This is a genomic window from Cryobacterium sp. CG_9.6, from assembly GCF_029893365.1.
Lineage (GTDB): Bacteria > Actinomycetota > Actinomycetes > Actinomycetales > Microbacteriaceae > Cryobacterium.
Genome location: NZ_JARXUZ010000001.1, coordinates 929,244 through 947,835, shown reverse-complemented (window position 1 = coordinate 947,835; position 18,592 = coordinate 929,244). Strand labels below are relative to the sequence as shown.

16 protein-coding genes are annotated in these 18,592 nt (G+C 63.8%); 12 read left to right on the top strand and 4 right to left on the bottom strand.

All coding sequences use genetic code 11. From position 1 onward, the window contains the following. The first annotated feature begins 97 nt into the window (after positions 1-97). The 7 genes from H4V99_RS04325 to H4V99_RS04295 all read left to right on the top strand — a co-directional run bounded on the left by H4V99_RS04325 (position 98) and on the right by H4V99_RS04295 (position 5,774). A complete protein-coding gene (locus H4V99_RS04325; RefSeq protein WP_280675850.1) occupies positions 98-793 on the top strand; it encodes a sigma factor-like helix-turn-helix DNA-binding protein in 696 nt (231 codons plus the stop codon). Further along, the gene (locus H4V99_RS04320; RefSeq protein ID WP_280675848.1) at positions 790-1,752 is read left to right on the top strand and encodes an Ig-like domain-containing protein; all 963 of its coding nucleotides are present in this window, start codon (positions 790-792) and stop codon (positions 1,750-1,752) included. Before H4V99_RS04325 ends, H4V99_RS04320 begins: the two co-directional genes overlap by 4 nt. A gap of 213 nt (positions 1,753-1,965) precedes the next feature. Further along, a complete protein-coding gene (locus H4V99_RS04315) occupies positions 1,966-2,679 on the top strand; it encodes a hypothetical protein (RefSeq protein ID WP_280675846.1) in 714 nt (237 codons plus the stop codon). Further along, positions 2,676-3,551 (top strand): Ig-like domain-containing protein, encoded by an 876-nt coding sequence (locus tag H4V99_RS04310; protein WP_280675844.1) that lies wholly within the window; start codon positions 2,676-2,678, stop codon positions 3,549-3,551. The genes H4V99_RS04315 and H4V99_RS04310 overlap by 4 nt, the downstream gene beginning before the upstream one ends. Further along, the gene (locus tag H4V99_RS04305) at positions 3,535-4,521 is read left to right on the top strand and encodes an ABC transporter ATP-binding protein (RefSeq protein ID WP_280675842.1); all 987 of its coding nucleotides are present in this window, start codon (positions 3,535-3,537) and stop codon (positions 4,519-4,521) included. The genes H4V99_RS04310 and H4V99_RS04305 overlap by 17 nt, the downstream gene beginning before the upstream one ends. After that, the gene (locus H4V99_RS04300; RefSeq protein WP_280675841.1) at positions 4,518-5,369 is read left to right on the top strand and encodes an ABC transporter permease subunit; all 852 of its coding nucleotides are present in this window, start codon (positions 4,518-4,520) and stop codon (positions 5,367-5,369) included. Before H4V99_RS04305 ends, H4V99_RS04300 begins: the two co-directional genes overlap by 4 nt. A 69-nt stretch (positions 5,370-5,438) precedes the next feature. Continuing rightward, positions 5,439-5,774, top strand: a complete 336-nt coding sequence (locus H4V99_RS04295) for a LysR family transcriptional regulator (RefSeq protein WP_280675840.1) — start codon at positions 5,439-5,441, stop codon at positions 5,772-5,774. A gap of 39 nt (positions 5,775-5,813) precedes the next feature. On the opposite strand, the gene H4V99_RS04290 is transcribed toward H4V99_RS04295, so the two are convergent. The 3 genes from H4V99_RS04290 to H4V99_RS04280 form a co-directional block, all read right to left on the bottom strand. Continuing rightward, the gene (locus H4V99_RS04290; protein ID WP_280675839.1) at positions 5,814-7,478 is read right to left on the bottom strand and encodes an ABC-F family ATP-binding cassette domain-containing protein; all 1,665 of its coding nucleotides are present in this window, start codon (positions 7,476-7,478) and stop codon (positions 5,814-5,816) included. Between the two features lie 73 nt (positions 7,479-7,551). After that, positions 7,552-8,169 carry an LON peptidase substrate-binding domain-containing protein gene (locus H4V99_RS04285; protein ID WP_280675838.1) on the bottom strand — a complete coding sequence of 206 codons (618 nt, stop codon included), beginning with the start codon at positions 8,167-8,169 and terminating at the stop codon, positions 7,552-7,554. A 103-nt stretch (positions 8,170-8,272) separates the two neighbouring features. Continuing rightward, positions 8,273-10,096 carry a helix-turn-helix domain-containing protein gene (locus tag H4V99_RS04280; protein ID WP_280675836.1) on the bottom strand — a complete coding sequence of 608 codons (1,824 nt, stop codon included), beginning with the start codon at positions 10,094-10,096 and terminating at the stop codon, positions 8,273-8,275. A 167-nt stretch (positions 10,097-10,263) separates the two neighbouring features. On the opposite strand from H4V99_RS04280, the gene H4V99_RS04275 reads away from it, so the two are divergent. The 5 genes from H4V99_RS04275 to H4V99_RS04255 all read left to right on the top strand — a co-directional run bounded on the left by H4V99_RS04275 (position 10,264) and on the right by H4V99_RS04255 (position 18,062). Beyond that, the gene (locus H4V99_RS04275) at positions 10,264-12,126 is read left to right on the top strand and encodes a hydantoinase/oxoprolinase family protein (protein ID WP_280675834.1); all 1,863 of its coding nucleotides are present in this window, start codon (positions 10,264-10,266) and stop codon (positions 12,124-12,126) included. Between the two features lie 38 nt (positions 12,127-12,164). Next, complete coding sequence (locus H4V99_RS04270; RefSeq protein ID WP_280675832.1) at positions 12,165-12,632, top strand: acetone carboxylase subunit gamma; 468 nt, start codon at positions 12,165-12,167, stop codon at positions 12,630-12,632. 2 nt (positions 12,633-12,634) lie between these two features. Continuing rightward, complete coding sequence (locus tag H4V99_RS04265) at positions 12,635-14,761, top strand: hydantoinase/oxoprolinase family protein (RefSeq protein ID WP_280675830.1); 2,127 nt, start codon at positions 12,635-12,637, stop codon at positions 14,759-14,761. Between the two features lie 55 nt (positions 14,762-14,816). Then, positions 14,817-17,150, top strand: a complete 2,334-nt coding sequence (locus tag H4V99_RS04260) for a hydantoinase B/oxoprolinase family protein (RefSeq protein ID WP_280675828.1) — start codon at positions 14,817-14,819, stop codon at positions 17,148-17,150. A gap of 102 nt (positions 17,151-17,252) precedes the next feature. Beyond that, the gene (locus H4V99_RS04255) at positions 17,253-18,062 is read left to right on the top strand and encodes a hypothetical protein (protein WP_280675826.1); all 810 of its coding nucleotides are present in this window, start codon (positions 17,253-17,255) and stop codon (positions 18,060-18,062) included. 19 nt (positions 18,063-18,081) lie between these two features. On the opposite strand, the gene H4V99_RS04250 is transcribed toward H4V99_RS04255, so the two are convergent. After that, positions 18,082-18,507 carry a phage holin family protein gene (locus tag H4V99_RS04250; RefSeq protein WP_280675824.1) on the bottom strand — a complete coding sequence of 142 codons (426 nt, stop codon included), beginning with the start codon at positions 18,505-18,507 and terminating at the stop codon, positions 18,082-18,084. Positions 18,508-18,592: the final 85 nt, after the last annotated feature.

The window sequence follows — 18,592 nt, the reverse complement described above, 5'->3', positions numbered from 1 at the left end:
GGCACACCTACGAGAAGTTCTTTCGACGAGGAGAGAAACGTCGATATGGATGGCAACCTGTGCGAAAACACACAGCACGGCGGCACTCATGTGTGACGTGCCAGCACGGCAAATCAGGCCAGCCCTTCATCCTTCCCGCATCATCCTCGCGGTTCTGGCCGTCGGTCTCGTTGTTGTTGGAACTGTGGCGCCCGATCTCGGCGGCCTGATCGAGTCCGATCTCGGTGGTCTGATAGTGCTCCTTCTGGGTGCGGTGATGCTGCTCGCGGCCGTTGCTTTTCCCGTGATCAAGGACGTGGAATTTGGTTTTCCAATGGGGGTTAAGTTCTCGACGGCGATGCGCGACCGCGACGGCGAGCTACGGGTTGCTTTTACCGAGCAACGGGGGGATCTAGGCCTGTACACCCAGATGATGAGCGATGACCCAGATCTGACCGCCCGCCTTCTTGAGGCGGCCTGGGCACGCACGGCCGCCGTGTGGCGCGGCCCCGTAACGCCCGAGCTACGTCCATATGTTCTCTGCGAATTCGTTCGCCTTCTGAAGGCGCAGTCGCAGTGGAACCAAACTATAAAAACTGGAGCGGATCTGGGAGAAGCCCGAACTGTGTCGTCCACGCCGCTATCTGAGCTCTCTCTTGACGCGCGCATCGTGGTCGTTCTCCGCGAATTTGCCGGCCTTCCAACAGCTCAGATAGCGTTTCTCACCAACCGTCCACTTGCCGAGGTAGCGGCTGACCTCCGCCGCGCGCAGGCTCGACTCCGGCGCTTCGACGCCTCGAGGGACGACTCATGAATGCCCGGATGCGGCAGGACCTGCTCGCGGATGCCGCGGCAAAGTCTCAAGCGCATCCTGTTGAGGTGGAGCCGGCACTCGCCCGAGATATGCGTCAGTATTGGGTGCACGCCTGGACGGTCTATGCAGTCGTTCTTGTCATCTGGATCACGGTCACGGGCGTTCTCGTGCTGAGCCATCCAGCTGCGAGCGCACTGATCCCGACCGTTTCATCAACTCCACAGTCGACGACGTCACCGACGGCGACCGAACCCACCTCCACCATCACACCACCGGCTTCCAACGGCGCTTCTGATAGCCCCACCGAGAGCCAAAAAGCTGCGGAGCTCACCGGTATCAGCCTTGTACCGGCCGGACCGATAACCGTGGTGCGAGGGAGCGAGAAGCAGTTTGCCATCGATGGACAGTTCAGCGACGAATCCAGCAAACCGCTGACAGAGGGCGCGGAGTGGACGGTGAACCCCGGCAAGCATCTGTGGGTCTCAGACCAGGGCCTCGTGACCACGATAAATCCATCATCCATCGTTGAGTTTGCGGCCTCTGACTCCGATCAAGAGGTCATCACGGTCACCGTCGACGGGTTCAGCGACTCCGCGACAGTTAGGGTGGTCCCGCGAACCCTCGTCGCACTGACGATTAGACAGACGCCGACGTTTCCTCCACGCCTCGGACCTCTTGTTGAAGGTGACGGTGCGACCTTCACGGCACACGGAACCTACAACGACAACACGACCAACGTCGTCGAGGACGTCACGTGGGATTCCACGAATAAATCCGTTGCCACGATCAATCCAGGTGGGGAGCTGGTGGCTCTGGCCACGGGCTCGACGGACATAACGGCCACGAGCGCGGGCGTCACGGGGAGCTTACCTGTCATGGTCGAGTCCGCCATTGTGGTTTCCCCTGGCCAGAAGCTAGTGGAGCCTCCTCCGAATCCTCCGACAAATGACGTGGAGTAGTACGACCCTGCCGGGGGCGCTCACACGGTTCTACCGACGACGTGAGCGACGTCAGCACACGACTCGGTGCGACTCAAGTCGTGACGAGATTTTACGCACCATACCCCCGTCGCTGCCCGCTGTCATGGGGGTCCTCTGTGCAACCGGGCCAGTCGGGCCTATGCTGTCGGCACACCGTCGAGATGATCATCTGATGCGTAGGGGCACGTCGATATGGCAGCCAACCGACACGAAGCGGGCACCACGCCGATGTCGGCAGGGTGCCTGCCACCTCCTCGCCGAATCGCGTCGGCCTTTCAGCCCTCCCGCATCGTTCTGGCAGTACTAGCTCTCGGCCTCTTCGTGGTGGGAGCACTGATTCGCGATCTGCTGGGCCTGGCCCTGCTCGGGGTGGGAGCCGTTGCCCTGCTCACGGCCGTTGTCTTCCCGGTGATCAAGCAGGTGGAGTTTGGCTTCCCCACCGGCGTCAAAATCTCTGCGGCGTTGAGCGATCGCGAGAATGAGCTGCAGCTGGCCTTCACTCAGCAGCGCGGCGATCTGGGCCTCTATACGCAGCTCATGTGCGATAACTCGGTGCTGGCGTCTCGCCTGCTGGAGGCCGCCTGGGCCCGCACGGCCATGGTGTGGCGCGGCCCCATCACACCCGCACTGCGCGGCTTCGTGCTGTGCGAATTCGTGCGACTCCTGACGACCCAATCTCGGTGGAACCGAGCCACGGTCACGGACACGGATGCCATGGCACGTCCGAGTGCGCTGTTGGAACTCACCGTGCCTGAGCGAATTATCGTGGTGCTGAAAGAATTCGCGGATCTGCCGCTCGCCCAAATATCTGCGATCACCGGTCGTCCCCTCACCGAGATTGAGAATGAATACCGTCTTGCGGAGTCGCGGCTCGGTCAGCCCCACGAATCGGGCACCGGCTCATGAACCCGCAGCTCCGGCATCGCCTGCTCGCCGAGGCTGCCGTGGAATCCCACGCCCACCCCGCCGATGTTGGGCGTGCCGTCAGCTTTGGGATGCACGCCTATCGCCACCGACTGCGCACGGTCTATCTGGTCACCAGTGTCGTGTGGTCCGTGGTCCTCATTACCGCATTCCTCCTGCATCCAGCGTTCCGCGCCCTCGGTGACGCGGGGGGTGCGCTACCGGCAACGACCGCATCATCGACCCCCTCAGCACCCACACCCACGAGCACCCCCGGCTCCGCCGCAGTTCTCTCCAGCATCAGCATTGTTCCGGGAATGGTGCGGCTCGCGCCGGGAACCACGGCAGAGCTTCGCGTTGTGGGCAATTTCGGTGACGGTTCCACCGGTGCCGTAACCGGTGTTCCGTCGTGGACGTCGAGTGACGACAGTGTGGTCACGGTCTCGTCGGACGGCATCGTGACCGCAATTGGTGTGGGCGCCACTGCAACAATCACCGCCACGATTGACGACTTCAGCGATACCGCCCCGGTGATCGTCGACCCGCAAGCGCTGGTGAGCCTCAGCATCCGCTCGGTTGAGTCAAGTTCGACCACCTTTCAGAAAGATCTCGAAGATGACGGCCAGGCCACCCTCACTCGAGGTCTCGACGCCACTCTCGTCGCCGACGGTGCCTACAACGACGAGAGTTCCCGCCCGGTAAACGATGCGGCATGGGCCTCGGACGATCAGTCCGTCGCCACGATCGATGCCGCCGGATATGTGCAGGCCGTCGCCCCGGGTACCGCGCGTATCTCAGCTACGAGCGCGGGCGCCGAGGGAACCCTCGTGGTTGCAACCATCACGATCGAGGTGACCGATGTCATCGTTGACTGATCGAAAGGCCGAACCAACTGGGCCTGCCATCGACATCCGGCACGTCACGAAGGAATTCGGGTCGAATCAGGCCCTCGCCGACGTGAGTTTCACGATCCCCCGCGGGAGTGTCTTCGGGGTCATCGGACCCAATGGAGCCGGTAAGACCACGCTCATGCGCACGCTTCTCGACATCATTCGCACCACGTCCGGGCACGCCCTCGTTCTCGGCACAGATTCCCGCAACGCCGGCCCGGAGCTGCGCCGCCGCATCGGGTATCTGCCGGGCGATCTCGTGCTCGAGGGCCGTGGCAACGGACGCCGGCTGCTCCAGCACTACGCGGACATTTCCGGCCCGGTGCGGGAGGGACGCATCGAGCAACTCGCCGACCGCTTTCTTCTCGACCTTGACCGCCCGGTGCGCGCGCTCTCCAAGGGGAATAAGCAGAAGCTCGGCGTCATTCAGGCCTTCATGCATGAGCCGGAACTTCTCGTGCTCGACGAGCCCACGAGCGGACTTGATCCCCTGATGCAGCAGGAGTTCCTGAGCCTCGTGCGGGAAGCGAGTGCGGCCGGGCAGACCGTATTTCTCTCCTCTCATGTGATCAGTGAGATTCAACAGGCGGCCGATGACGTGGCCATTCTGCGCGACGGCCGCATCGTCAGGATCGCGAGTGTCGATGAGTTGCGCAACACGGCCATTCGGCACCTGCGCATGTCGGCCTCCGGAGTCGGCACCGCGGAACTGGCCGCGATACTCGGCGCGGTGCCCGGCGTGGGTGATCTGGAATGCACGGTGCTGTCCCCGAGCGAGACCGAGGCCACGGCAACGCTGAGTGCGGCCATTCAGCCTTTTATCCAGGCCATTTCGACGCTTCAGCTGACCAACCTCGTTCTGGAGGAACCAGATCTGGAAGAGTCCGTTCTGGGCCTGTACGAGGCGCCGGCGGCATCCGCTGGCAGCCGGTCAACACGGGGAGCACCATCATGACCGAGCCTGCGGTTCGCCCACGTTCTGCGCTCCGTACCGCCCACGTACACCGGGCGCACCTGCCGGTCTTCGGCAAGGTGTTCACCGACAGCTGGCGTTCGCTGATCGGGTGGGGACTGGGGCTGGCCGCCGCGGCGTCGCTGTACCTACCCATTTTTCCCAGCATGAACGGAAACGCGCAGATGCAGGAGTTGATCAACAGCCTGCCGCCCGAGCTCACCCGCTCCATCAATTACGACCAGATCGGCACCGGGCCGGGATACGTTCAGGCCACACTCTTCGGACTCATCGGGTTCATGCTGCTGAGCATTGCCGGCATTGCCTGGGGCGCGGCGGCTCTCGGCGGCGACGAGGAGTCGGGCCAGCTCGAACTCACCCTCGCTCACGGTGTGACGCGGGTTCAGGTGGCGCTGTCGCGGTATGCGGCACTGGTGGTGAAGATCCTCGGCTTGACGGCTCTCACCTGCGTGCTGGTCCTGCTGTGGAACGGCCCGGCCGAACTCAGCATTGACGGCTCTAACCTGCTGGGTACCGGGATGCTGTTTGGTGGCCTCATTCTGCTCAGCGCATCGGTCGCGCTGTTCTGCGGCGCACTCACTGGTCGGCGCATCTGGGGTATTGGTGGCGGCGCAGCCGTGGCCGTGGTCGGGTACGTGTTCAACGCCATCGGCAATCAGAGTTCGAATGTGGAGTGGCTGCACGCCCTGTCCCCCTACTACTGGGCCTTCGGCCACACTCCGCTGAGCAGCGGGGCGAACTGGGGCACCGTCGTCGTGTTCTCTCTCGTGTCGGTGGGGCTCGGAGTGGCAACGGCCGGAGTACTGCGACACCGCGATGTGGGCGTGTGACGCCGAAAGCGCCAGGTACGCGTAGCCTTGAGTGACCCTTGATCCTCGGGGGTTCCTGAAAGGCTCTTCGTGGACACCATCCAGCTCCAGCACTTTACCGCCGTTGCGGAGGAGTTGAACTTCACGCGCGCCGCGAAGAACCTCAACGTGTCGCGCATGACGGTGAGCCTGTCGGTGAAGAATCTTGAGGCCGAGCTCGGCCACGCCCTGTTCGATCGCAGCACCGATGTGACCCGGCTCACCAAGGCCGGCGCGGCGCTTCTGTCAGACATCCACTATGAAGCCGAAAAGAACGCTCCGCCGCCCCGTCCGCCGGGCGGCAAGGCAAAAGCGTCCAAAGGCAAGGGCCGCACCCCTCCGGTGAAGGGCGCTCCCCGCGTAGGCAAGAAGCGCCAGTCCCGCTAACGCCGAAAGCTGCGTTCGGTCGTTCTGGGACGCATCCGCTCAGAGTTCGGTGACGCGGCCGTCTGTCACGTGCCAGTGCCGGTCGGTGCGCACGTTGCCCAGCATGCGGCGGTCGTGCGTCACGAGGAGCAGAGTGCCCTCGTAGGAATCGAGGGCCTGCTCCAGCTGCTCGATGGCGGCCAGGTCCAGGTGGTTGGTGGGTTCGTCGAGCACGAGCAGGTTGATGCCCCGCGCCTGAAGCAGGGCGAGGCCGGCCCGGGTGCGTTCCCCGGGTGAGAGTTCGTCCACCGCACGGTTGACATGATCAGCCTTCAGCCCAAACTTGGCAAGCAGGGTACGCACTTCGGCCACCGAGAGATCGGGCACGAGCGCCTCGAAGCTACTGGCCAGAGGTGCATCCCCGGCGAGGAGCGTGCGGGCCTGGTCGATCTCGCCCACGCGCACACTCGCGCCGAGGCTCGCCGTTCCGGAGTCGGGCGCCGACCGGCCGAGCAGCGCACGCAGCAGCGTGGTTTTACCGGCACCGTTGGGTCCGGTGATGCCGATGCGCTCCCCGGCGTTCACCTGCAACGACACCGGCCCCAGCGTGAAGTCGCCCTGCTGAATGACGACCGCGGCCAGGGTGGAGACCACGGAGCTGGACCGCGGCGCCGCACCAATGGTGAACTCCAGCTGCCATTCCTTGCGCGGCTCCTCCACCTCCTCCATGCGCGCGATGCGGCTCTCCATCTGCCGCACCTTCTGCCCCTGTTTCTCACTGGATTCCGTGGAGGCTTTGCGGCGAATCTTGTCGTTGTCGGGAGCCTTCTTCATGGCATTGCGCACGCCCTGGCTCGACCACTCCCGCTGGGTGCGCGCTCTCCCCACGAGGTCGGCCTTCTTAGCCGCGAACTCGTCGAAGTCCTCCCGCTTGTGCCGGCGAGCGGTCTCGCGCTCCTCCAGGTAGGCGTCATACCCGCCGCCAAAGACGCGGTTGGCGTTCTGGGCCAGGTCGAGTTCCAGCACGCGAGTGACGCACCGAGCAAGAAACTCCCGGTCGTGACTCACGAGCACCACGCCGCCGCGCAGCCCGCGCACGAACGACTCGAGCCGCTCGAGGCCGTCGAGATCCAGGTCATTGGTGGGCTCATCGAGCAGCACAATGTCGAATCGGGACAGCAGCAGGGCGGCGAGGCCCACCCGGGCAGCCTGGCCACCGGACAGTGAGGTCATCAGGGCGTCCCCAGCCACATCCGATCCGAGCGTGAGCCCGAGTTCGTTCAGCACGATCGGCAGACGTTCGTCGAGATCGGCGGCGCCGCTCGCAAGCCAGCGGTCCAGTGCCTCGGAGTACACGTCGGCGGGGTCGCGACCATCCGCTCTCGGTTCGGTGTTTCCCAGAGCGGATGCCGCGGCATCCATTTCGCGCGTCGCCTCGGCGCATCCCGTTCTACGTGCAATAAAGGCGGCAACGCTCTCACCCGCGAGGCGTTCGTGCTCCTGCGGCAACCAGCCGATGAACGCATCGGTGGGCAGCAGGCTCACGCTGCCCTCCTGTGGTTTCAGGATTCCGGCCAGCAGGCGAAGCAGCGTGGATTTGCCGGCCCCGTTGACGCCGACGACACCCACCACGTCACCCGGGGCCACGGTGAGATCCAGCGAGTCAAACAGTGTGCGGTGCGCGTACCCGCCGGCCAGGCCTTTGGCCACGAGTGTTCCGGTCATTGTCTAATGTTCTCATGGCCGTCACGGGCCGGTGGATGTGGCCTTCTCCGGGTGATGCGAGTGGGCTCTGAGCCTATTCGCCGGACCACTCCTCGCCGAGGGTTGCCGATGCTGCCACGGTGAGATCGATCACGTTCGTCAAAAGTTCCAACGCCGTCGTCGAGCGCAGCAGGGCCACCTGGTCGAGCGGTCCCACCGGCGCAATAGCTGCAAGTTGCCACATGGCTGCCACCGGGTCGTGCGACAGTTCGACATCAGCGGACCACTGCTGGTTCACGAATTCGCTTGCCTTTGCGATGGCGCGTCGCACGGTGATCTCCGCCTCCTCTCGAAGAGGCAACAGATCGTCGTCCCACTCCAGGTCGGCCAGTTCACGCACGGTGGCGAGCGGATGCGGGTCTTCGTCAAGCCAGTCAATTACCTCGATGCGGCGATCACCCTGCGCTATGAGAGCCACCACGTTCTCGTCGGCACCCACCTGGGTGATGCGCGCCACCGTGCCAAAGCGGAAACGGTGTTCGCCGCCGCCCACCTCCTGCCCGCGCTCGATGAGCACCACACCGAATTCGGCGGGCTCGTTCTGCAGCACTCGAGACAGCATCACCAGGTACCGTTCCTCGAAAACTCGCAGCTGAAGCGGCATGTAGGGAAACAATACGGATCCGAGCGGAAACATCGGCAGGTCGGTCACGTCAGGCGCGCCCTTTCATGAGAGTGCGGGGTTCCCGCGAGGTGCCAAAAGCGTACACCTCACACCTGCGGGACACCTGCCGCTGTTCGTTGTCGCACTGCGACTACGCCGCGTCGATGCCGAACGTCTTCAGCTTTCGGTAGAGCGAGGACCGGGCCATGCCAAGTGCTTCCGCCGTTCGCACCCGGTTGCCGTCAGCATCCCGAAGGGCATTCACGATGATGTCGCGCTCGCCCGCCTCGATGGGTGAGAGCAGGCGCCGCGCCCCGGTGTGACAGTAACCCGGCAAGTCTTCCGGCAGAATCTCACCCACGGGTCGTTTCTGCAAAGCGGCCTCCAACGCTTCCTCCAGCTGACGAATATTCTGCGGCCACGTGTAGCGGGAGATGACCCGCATCGCTCCCGCACTCAGGGTCACGTGGCGCGGGCCGGTGAGATTGGCCAGGATACGGTCGACAATAACGGGCAGATCCTCCCGTCGATGGCGAAGTGGCGCCACCGTAACCGATGCCTCGAACCGCGCCAGCAGACGCGCGAACGGGAGCGCCGGGTCAACCACGGCATCACTCATCGTGGCGGCCACGGAGACCGGCCCGCCGCACGCTCCGAGCTGATCCAGCACGCGTTCCAGGTCGTCAACGGCGTCGGTCGACAGGTGGTTAATGTTCGTGAACACGTAGAGCGCGGGTTCTGTCCAGGCCGAGAAACCAGCTGGCTGCCCCGGATCATCCCCAACGCTGGTGGCATTCACCCGCGTTCGCCCAGCAGGAACGACGCGGTGGTAGAGGTCCACGAGCACCGACAGTTTGCCGCTTCCCGCCTCGCCCACCACGAGAAGCGGCTGGCGCTGCTGCAGAGCGTCGGTGATGCCCGCGCAGGTTCTCTTGGCCAGCAACGACCGATCAATACCCTCAGCCGGATCGACAATGCGTGGGGCGGCAGCGGCAGGCGCAAGCCCCGAGGGCACAACGAGGGGCATTGGCGCGGACTCGGACACAATATCGACCACAACGATGATGCCGGCCACGTGTTCACCCGCTCCCACCCGGGTGCCGCGGATGTTCACAACCCGTCCGGAGGCCAGCTCAATGCGGTCCACCGGCTGGCTCCGCCCCGTGAGCAGGTATCGGGCGTGTTCGTGAATCGCCCACTGTTCGGCGGGCTCGAAGAGACTCTGGGCGAGCGCATTTCCCATCACCATGGTGCCGCCCACGGCCATGACGGCCCCGTGGGTGCGGGCATCCAGTCGCACGTAGGCCTCAAAGAGCGCCTGCTGACGCTGGCTGCGATCCGTCAGCAGGTTTCGCTCGATCTCGTGCGCGGCCGACTGCACCACCGAGCGCATCAGCGGGCTGGAGTCCGCGATGAGGCAGCTGATGTCGAGAACGCCCTCCACTCGTCCGGTGAGCGGGTCCCGGATCGGACTCCCGGCGCAGGCGAACGGCTGCAAACCCTCCGTGAAGTGCTCCGGACCCACGATGTACAACGACTTGCCGGACTCCAGAACAGTGCCGATGCCGTTGGTACCCACGAGACCCTCGGCATAGGTGAACCCGGGCGCCAGGGAAACCTGATCGAGCAGGGTTCCGATCGTCTTGCTGGTTTCGGAGCGGGCCAGAATGCGTGCCCGCGCGTCGGTGAGAACGATGCTCAGCGGCATCTGCGCCATGTCATCGCTGAGCCGGGCGATGACCGGCTTGGAGCAGCGCATCAGGCGCCCCGTGAGGTCAAGATCGTCATGAAAGACGGCCTGCGCGCTTGCGGCATTCACACCGGCCGTGAAGGACCGCTGCCACGACGCCGCCACCACACCCGCAACCACATCGGGCAGAAAGGCCCTCCCCACCGGCACACCTGCGGCACCAAATTGCAGAAACTCTTCTCGAGCAGATGCAATTTTTACTCGCCGAGCAGCAGCTTCAGGCATATCTACTCCTTTGTGGACTCTGTAAGCATGCTCCCTTACCCACGTGCAGCGCTACGCAGCAGGTGTCCCAATGTGGGACACGTGGCGTCTTCTCAGCTGCGTCACGCTGGTGGTCGTGGCTCCCCCGAGGGCCACCGGTCATTCCACACCAACGCAAAGGAGCGCTCATGGAACGTTTGATCAACATCGACAACGGCGGCACACTCACGGACATCGTGGTGGGTAGCGGAGCGGATTTCACGTTCACCAAGACCCTCACCACACCGGTCGATCTCTCCCAGTGCCTCTTCGACGCCATGACCAAGGCCTCGACGCAGCTGTTTGGAGAGTCCAACCTCGCCGAGCTGCTGCACTCGACCACGCACATCCGCTACTCATCGACCCAGGGCACCAACGCTCTCGTCGAGCGCAAGGGCCCGCTCATCGGTCTTATTACCGACGACCCCACCCTGGCCGAGACTCTGCGCAGCGTGGAGCAGAAGAACGGGCTCTTCGACGACCTCATCGGCAACCGCGTTGCCGTGGTGAACGCGGATGAGAGTCCCGAGCAGCTTGCCCGCGACCTCGTAGCGGAAATCAACCGGCTCACAACGGCCGGCGCCGAGCGTCTTGTCGTTGCCGCCACCAGCCTCGAGCGCGAGCACCTGTACAAGCGCACCATGCTCAAGAACTTCCCCCGGCACCTGCTCGGCTCGGTTCCCATCCTGTTCTCCCGCGAGTTCGCCTCAGACACCAACCGCACCCGCCAAATCTGGTCCGGCATTCTTAACTCGTTTCTGCACCCCACCGTGGAGCGTTTTCTCTACAGCGCGGAGCACCGCCTGCGGGCCTACAAGGTGAAGAACCCCCTGCTCATCTACCGCAACGATGGTGCCTCCTCGCGGGTCGCCAAGTCCGTAGCGCTCAAGACATACTCCTCGGGGCCGCGCGGTGGCCTCGAGGGCACTCGCGCCCTGTCCGAGGCCTACGGGCTGAAGAACGTGCTCATGATCGATGTCGGCGGCACCACAACCGATGTCGGAGCGGTCGCGGATTCCACCATTTCTTCGGATCGCCGCGGATCTGTTCAGGGCGTCGGCATTTCGTACGAGATGAGCAACGTGCACTCGTTCGGTGTGGGTGGAAGCTCCATCATCACCGTGCGTGACGGCAAGATCACGGTGGGACCCGAGAGCGTGGGTGCCGCTCCCGGACCGGCGTGCTTCGGTTTCGGTGGCACTCAGGCCACCATCACCGACGTCAACCTGCTGCTGGGTGTGCTCGACCCGGAGACGTACCTGAATGGTGAAATGGCACTGGATGCCGAACGGTCCCGTGCCGTGATCACCAAGACGGTGGCCGACCCCCTCGGCATCAGTCTGGAGGAGGCGCTCATCCGCATGGAGGAGACCTACTCAGGCCGGCTGGCGGAGGCCTTTGCCGCGCTGCTGATCTCGGGGCAGGAGACCACGATCGCCGCGTTCGGCGGCGGAGGCCCGATGAGCGCGTGCGCAGCGGCCCGCAGTGTGGGTGTGAATCACGTACTCGTCCCCCGCCTCGCGGCGGTGTTCTCGGCGTACGGCATCAGCTTCTCCGACATTGCCCAGTCGTATGAGACCGATGTCACCGGTTTCACTCCGGTGGCCATTGACACGGCGAAAGCCGTGATGCGCCTCGATGCGGCTCGCGACATGTTCCAGGAGGGGCATGACATTGACGACTGCGAGCTGCAGTGGAGCGACCTGGTCGAGGACGGTAGCGAAATTCTCTCCCTGAAGGCCGTGTTCCGGTTGCCGCATCCGGTGCTCGACGGTGGGTCACCCACCGCCACGACGCCGGCCGTCACCAGCGGCACCCGGGAGGTCCGATCCTCGGCCACGCAGATCGACACGGTCTCGGTCTACTTGCTCGACGAGCAGAAGCCGGGAGCCACGGCATCCGGACCGGCAATCGTGGAGGGTCCGTTCTTCACAGCCCGGGTTCCCCTTGGCTGGAATCTCGCGGTGTCCAACGCCGGCGATCTGCTGCTGACCGACAGCATCCGCTCCTAAATTCTGCTCACCACTTTTACCAAGGAAGGTAAAACCCCATGCGCGTTCCCATGACTGAATACCTCTTTATTGATCTTGATACCGAACGTTGGATTTGCCGCGTCTGCGCCCACGACTTCGGCGATGCCCGCGGCAACTACAAGGAGGGAACCCTGGTCTACGACCGGGACCCCCGCGAGATTCACCCGCCGGTCATTGACCCGGAAAAGTACGAGTTCACGTTCTCCCCCGATCCCGCGTTCTGCCGCATCCTGGAGTTCTACTGCCCCACCTGCGGAACCCAGATCGAGGCCGAGTATCTTCCGCCGGGGCATCCGCCCACCGTCGACATGCTCTGGGACATCGACTCCCTACGCGAAAAGTGGGAGGCACACGGCGGTAACCCCGAAGAGGTTGTCAACTACGGACCCGGCGAAAACGCCGAAACCGACCTGAGCGCCCGCTTCGACTCCGTGAGCGGCCACTCGCACGGCCCCCGCACCACCGACAGCCAGGGAGCGCACTGACCATGAAACGAATATCTGTCGACATCGGCGGCACGTTCAGCGACTGCTTCTTCGTGTGGGATGACATTTACATTGAGTCGAAGGCCCTCACCACCCATCACAACTTGGCCCTCGGTTTCAATGAGGCCCTCGATCGTGCCTGCGAACGTGCCGGAATCTCGCGCGAAACCGCACTGAAGGAAGTCGATTCGGTGCGGTACGCCACGACGCTGGGCACCAACGCTCTCATCGAGGGCAAAGGACCGCGCGTGGCCGCCATCGTCACCCACGGCTTTGAAGACACCATCCCCCTGTCTCGCGGACGGGGGTACGGCGAGGGTCTCGACGGCGTCAAGCAGGGCGACATGCCCGACGCCCAGCGACCCGAACCGCTCGTGCCGCGCCGCCTCATCCGCTCGGTGAGGGAGCGCATCGACTCGGTGGGTGAGGTGCTCGTGCCACTCATGTACGACGACGTGCGTACCCAGGTGCGTGAGCTCGTTAACAACGGGGCCGAGGCGATTGTGATCGCACTCACCAACGCCACCGAGAACTCGGTGCACGAGGACCGCATTCTCGAGATCATCCTCGAGGAGTACCCCACGCACGAGCTCGGCTCAATTCCGGTGCTACTCAGCAGCCAGGTGTCGGGGCGCAAGGGCGAGTACGTGCGGGCCATGGCCACGATCGTGGATGCCTTCCTGCACGAAACCATGTTTCACGCACTCAACCAGCTCTCCAACAACCTACGGGATTCGGGTTACGAAAAGCCCATGCTGGTGATTCACAACTCGGGCGGCATGGCGCAGCCCAACTCAACGGATGCCCTGCAAACGATTCACTCCGGACCCATCGCCGGCGTGGGCGCGGCTCAGCACCTGTCGGAATCCACCGGCCTCGGCGACGTGGTCTCCATGGACATGGGGGGAACCTCGTTCGACATTGGCCTCGTCCCGGAGGGTGGAGTGCGGCACTACGACTTCCAGCCCACCATCGGGCGCTGGATGGTGTCGGCACCGATGATCCACCTCAACACCCTCGGTGCTGGCGGCGGCTCGATTGCGGCATACAACCGCATTCACCACGCCATTCAAATTGGCCCCGAGTCGGCGGGATCCGACCCGGGTCCGGCCTGCTACGACCGTGGTGGTCTCCGCCCCACGGTCACCGACGCCGACCTCGTGCTGGGATACCTTGACCCGGAGAACTACGCAAACGGCCACATCAAACTCAACAAGAAGCGCTCTATTTATGTGATTGACGAGACGCTCTCCGACGAGCTCGATCTGGACGCCGTCGAGGTTGCCAAGGTGATCAAGAAAACCGTGGACGAGCAGATGGCCATCGGCATCGAGAAGGAGCTGCGCTCGCGTGGCGGCCTCATCGAGGACTACACAATGCTCGCCTATGGCGGCAACGGCCCGCTCCACGCCTGCGGCATCGCGACGAGCGCCGGCATCAGCCGGATTCTCTTCCCGCCGTTCGCCTCCGTGTTCTCCGCACTCGGTGCCGGCAACATGCGCCCGCTACATATTCACGAGCGCAGCGCCTACGTGGTTCTCTACGAAGCCATTAAGCGCAGTCTGTACAACCAGTACGAGGCACTGAACGGATACATCGCCGAGCTGGAGGCAAAGGGCGCCGAGGACCTCGTTCGTCAGGGCTATGACCGAGCGGATGTGCGCTATCGCCTCGAGATGGACATGCGGTACGGCAACCAGCTCGTCACCACGGCCGTGGCCTTCGACATCAACCGAGTCAACGGCGTCGCTGACGTGCTGCACCTCATCCAGACCTTCTCGGAGATCTTTGGTGAGCGCTACGGCGAGGGTACCCAGGCACCCGAGGCGGGCATCCGCGTTCAAACCATTCGAGTGGCCTCCTACATCGAGGGCGAAGTGATTGAGTTCGAGTCGATTCATGCCGGGGGCGAAAAGACCAAGCCCGTTCCGGTGTCGCACCGCCAGGTGCACTTCACGAGCATTGCGGGGGCCGTTGATACTCCCGTTTACGATGCGGACGCGTTGAAGCACGAGTTCGTGATTCACGGACCGGCCATCGTAACGACCGAAAACACCACCTACCTTGTGGAGCCGGGCTGGCGCCTCGAGCCCACCGTGCAGGGGGCCGTGTGGCTCCTCAGCGACTAGGCACCGCCATCCTTCCCCATTCTTTCGAACGCGCAAGCAAAGGAGCTTGAGAACAATGACACTGACAACAGATGAATTCGTCCCGGCCAGCGACGACGGCACAACCTCCCAGGAACTCACCACCCAGGAGCAGGAGTGGGTCGACAAGTTCATGGACGAGACGACCCTGTTCCTGGGGCCGGACCCGGCTATCATGCGTCACCACGAGATCATGCCGCGATCGGCATACGAAGAGGAGTGCATCGCCCAGGGCATCAACCCACTCGAGGTCGACCGCATTCGCAAGCGCCTAGCCGGCGCCCTCGACGAGGCGTTCGAAATGTGCGAGAGCATGGGCGCGGCCCCCGGCGCCAAGTGGGCGGACCTCTCCTGCGCCGTGTACACGGCAGAGGGCGACGTCACCTACCTCTCCAACCGCGGCGTCATCGCCTTCTCGGCGGTGCTCCACCACCCCATCCGGTACATCATGAAGAATTGGAAAGACGAACCCACCGTTGGCATCAACGAGGGTGACGGGTTCTTCCACAACGACTCGCGCTTCGGCATGGTGCACAACACCGACCAGTCGATGCTCGTGCCGGTCATTCGCGGTGGCATCATCATCGCCTGGGTAGGTGCCACCATCCACGAGGGTGAGAACGGGGCCTGCGAGCCCGGAGGCATGCCGTCGGGATCGGAGACCCCGTTCGATGACGGCCTGCGTGCCTCCCCCATCAAAATCGTGGAAAAGGGCCACCTGCGCCGAGACCTGCTGACCTTCCTGCAGCACTCCACCCGTGACCCGAAGCTCATGCTCGCCGACATCAAGGTGAAAATGGGTGCCGTTCGGCGCATCATGGACACCGTCGACCGCCTGATCGACGAGGTGGGACAGGAGACCTTCGTCGCCTCCCTCCGCGTCACGGTGGAGGACGTGGAGACCGAGGTGCGCCGCCGCATCGGGGAACTTCCCGACGGCACGGTGACCTTCAACCAGTTCGTGGACTCCACGCTGAAGGAAAACATTCTCATCAAGTTCGCCTGCAAGATCACGATCAAGGGCGAACGCCTCATCGTTGACCTCACGGGAACGGGCCCCGAGATTCTCAACCGGGCCATCAACTCGCCACTCGCCTCAACTAAGTCGTTCATGGCGCAGGCGATCCTGTCGTACTGGTGGCCCGATCTCCCGCGCTCCACGGGCGCGATGTCGCCGATCGAGGTCATCACCGAAGAGCACAGCTGGGCGGATGCCGGTTACGACGCCCCGGTGGGCCAGTCGCTGCAGGCGTCCTTCCGCGGGTTCTCTGCCCTGCAGACGGCCTTCGCCAAGATGCAGTTCTCCGCTCCGCAGAAGTACTCGAACGTCGTTGCCCCCTGGTTCAACCAGATCAATGACTTCCTCTGGGGTGGCACCACGCAAAACGGTGAGCAGGTGGGCAACCTGTGTGCCGACCTCAACGGCATGGGCGGCGGTGCGAAGGCATTCCGCGATGGCGAGGACGCCGTAGCTCCGCTGTTCTGCGCCATGGCTGACATCGGTGAGCAGGAGGTTATGGAAGAGGAGGTTCCGTTCCTGCAGCTCGTGAGCAAGCGCATCGTGCGAGATAACCAGGGCTTCGGCAAGTTCCGCGGCGGGATGGGCTACGAGATGATCGTGGCATCGCGCGGCACCCCAAGCTGGGGCTTCATGACGGTTACCTCCGGATCGAAGTTCTCCTCTGTGCCCGGCATGTTCGGTGGCTACGGCTGCCCCGTGTATCCCCTCGCCATGGTGAAGGGCATCAACATCTACGACATCATTCGCGACGACCCGTCGCAGTTCAACCTCTCGATGGAACGCGTCATGAATGAGCAGCCCTTTGAGGGCGGCGACTACCAGTCCGCCCACATGGGTCTGCAGTTCGACGTGGCCAAGGAGGGCGAGCTCTACATGATCGCCCAGGGCGCCGGCGGCGGTTACGGTGACGTTCTCGAGCGTGACCCCGAACTGGTCGTCACCGACCTTGAGCTCGACCGAATCTCGGCCCACACGGCTAGCACAATGTATGGCGTGGTTTGGGAACCCGAGACCTACGTGGTGCACGAAGAGGCCACCATCGAACTGCGGGCGCAGATGCGTCGCGACCGGATCAGTCGCGGCACTCCCTACAAGGAATTCGTGGAGAAATTCGTGCAGGAGGAGCCGCCGGCCGACCTGCTCTACTTCGGTTCCTGGGGCCAGGACAACGATGAGGAGCTACTGGCCACTCACTGGGGCGGCATCGAGCCCGAGCGCGTCAAGGGCAAGCTCGAAGACCTTCCGCTCATCATGGTTCCCGACCGCCGAGTGCTGAAAATCAGCAAGCTCGAGGCGCGCGTGCGCGAACTCGAGGAGAAGTACGGCGAGGTGGTGGAACACAAGTCCTGATCCACCGCGCCACCAGCCGGGAACCGCTGCCGAGAATCTCGGTGGCGGCTCCCGGCCTTCCGCATTCGCCGCACTCACCGCAATCGCCCTCAAGGAGCCACCATGACCAGCTCGCTGACCACCGTCATTGACCAACCACCGTCAGGCCGCAGCCGCGCCGTCATGCTGGACTCTCACGACTACGCACAACAGGTCCTCCTGCAGGGCCGCCCCGTCCCCTGGCACGAGCCCATGGCCTTCTCGAATTTCTTCGGGCAGGCTCAGGCCCTCCTCAAATCCGACGTGGCGCTGCTCAGCCTCGACCGGCTGTACGACCACCTACTGCAGACAAATGCCCGTCTGACATCGTCCCTCAGCGCCAAAACACGAACGGGTTATGCGCTCCGCACCCTGCTGGCTGACCCCGAGGCGATCTCGTATGTCACCGAGCTGGCCACCGTCTTCAGCAAGACGCAGCGCTCCCCCATCGTGCTGCAGCTGCCCTCACCCATGCAGTGGCTCACGCGCACCCATCATTTTGCGGGCACGACAGATGCCGCCACCCTCGATGCCGACGATGCCGACAACGCCTCCATGTATGTGGCGGACTGGCTGCGGTCCTTCGCCGCCCTCGGGCTGGCCGGCGTCCTCCTAGACGACCGCACGCCGGCAGGCGGAGTTGAGCCGGTACCAGTTGGCCTCGATTCGTACTCGCCGATCGCAAACGTCACGGAACACTACGGCTGGACCCTCGGCCTGCGACGTGACGAGGGGATCACGCTGCACGGTGCCGGGGCCGCGGGGGGAATCATCCGCTCAGAATTTTGGCTGGAGTCCGATCACCCATTACCCGAGGGCGATTTTCTGCTGGGTGAAATTCCGCCCGCGGCCGTGCCCGAAGAGGTGCTGACGCGAATTCTGAGTATGGAGTGAGGCGCAAGCGCCCGCAGCGTTAGTTGGTGTCGGCGTGACGTGCGCTTGGGGATTCTCCGCCGGACTTGGCCTTCGCAACCGTCTTACGCAGAAAAACGAGGGGTAGCAGGATCGTGGCTAGCGCCGTCACCAGCCAGACAATCAGGGTGGCAAGCACCCAGGTCTGCAGCCCGGAGATGGTGAGTCCATTGCTGATCAGGGACGCAATCAACAGTGCGACAAAGGTGGACAGCAGCCCGACGCCACCGGTGAGCGCGGGCGCACTCTGTCGTGTCTGTTTGAAGATGAATGGCGAGAGGAGACTCTGCAGCCCCGCGAAGATGAGCACGGTCAGCAGAAAACCCTGCCACGTGAGCACGAAATCGGTGAGAATCAGCGACGCCACCCACAAACCGAGTGCTGCGGATCCCAGAAAAATTGCGGTACGAATGAGAAACCGAATCATGTCGCCACCTGCTCCTTCGTGCGTGCGACCTTCGCCGCCCGCCCTGTACCCCGACCGCGTGCCGGAGAGCCCGCGTCAACGATGT

Excerpts from the sequence above, each read along its gene's own strand:
- H4V99_RS04265 (WP_280675830.1), top strand. The coding sequence starts at position 12,635 with ATGAAACGAATATCTGTCGACATCGGCGGCACGTTCAGCGACTGCTTC.
- H4V99_RS04260 (WP_280675828.1), top strand. The coding sequence starts at position 14,817 with ATGACACTGACAACAGATGAATTCGTCCCGGCCAGCGACGACGGCACA.
- H4V99_RS04270 (WP_280675832.1), top strand. The coding sequence starts at position 12,165 with ATGCGCGTTCCCATGACTGAATACCTCTTTATTGATCTTGATACCGAA.
- H4V99_RS04255 (WP_280675826.1), top strand. The coding sequence starts at position 17,253 with ATGACCAGCTCGCTGACCACCGTCATTGACCAACCACCGTCAGGCCGC.
- H4V99_RS04300 (WP_280675841.1), top strand. The coding sequence starts at position 4,518 with ATGACCGAGCCTGCGGTTCGCCCACGTTCTGCGCTCCGTACCGCCCAC.
- H4V99_RS04310 (WP_280675844.1), top strand. The coding sequence starts at position 2,676 with ATGAACCCGCAGCTCCGGCATCGCCTGCTCGCCGAGGCTGCCGTGGAA.
- H4V99_RS04280 (WP_280675836.1), bottom strand. The coding sequence starts at position 10,096 with ATGCCTGAAGCTGCTGCTCGGCGAGTAAAAATTGCATCTGCTCGAGAA.
- H4V99_RS04320 (WP_280675848.1), top strand. The coding sequence starts at position 790 with ATGAATGCCCGGATGCGGCAGGACCTGCTCGCGGATGCCGCGGCAAAG.
- H4V99_RS04315 (WP_280675846.1), top strand. The coding sequence starts at position 1,966 with ATGGCAGCCAACCGACACGAAGCGGGCACCACGCCGATGTCGGCAGGG.
- H4V99_RS04275 (WP_280675834.1), top strand. The coding sequence starts at position 10,264 with ATGGAACGTTTGATCAACATCGACAACGGCGGCACACTCACGGACATC.
- H4V99_RS04250 (WP_280675824.1), bottom strand. The coding sequence starts at position 18,507 with ATGATTCGGTTTCTCATTCGTACCGCAATTTTTCTGGGATCCGCAGCA.
- H4V99_RS04290 (WP_280675839.1), bottom strand. The coding sequence starts at position 7,478 with ATGACCGGAACACTCGTGGCCAAAGGCCTGGCCGGCGGGTACGCGCAC.
- H4V99_RS04305 (WP_280675842.1), top strand. The coding sequence starts at position 3,535 with ATGTCATCGTTGACTGATCGAAAGGCCGAACCAACTGGGCCTGCCATC.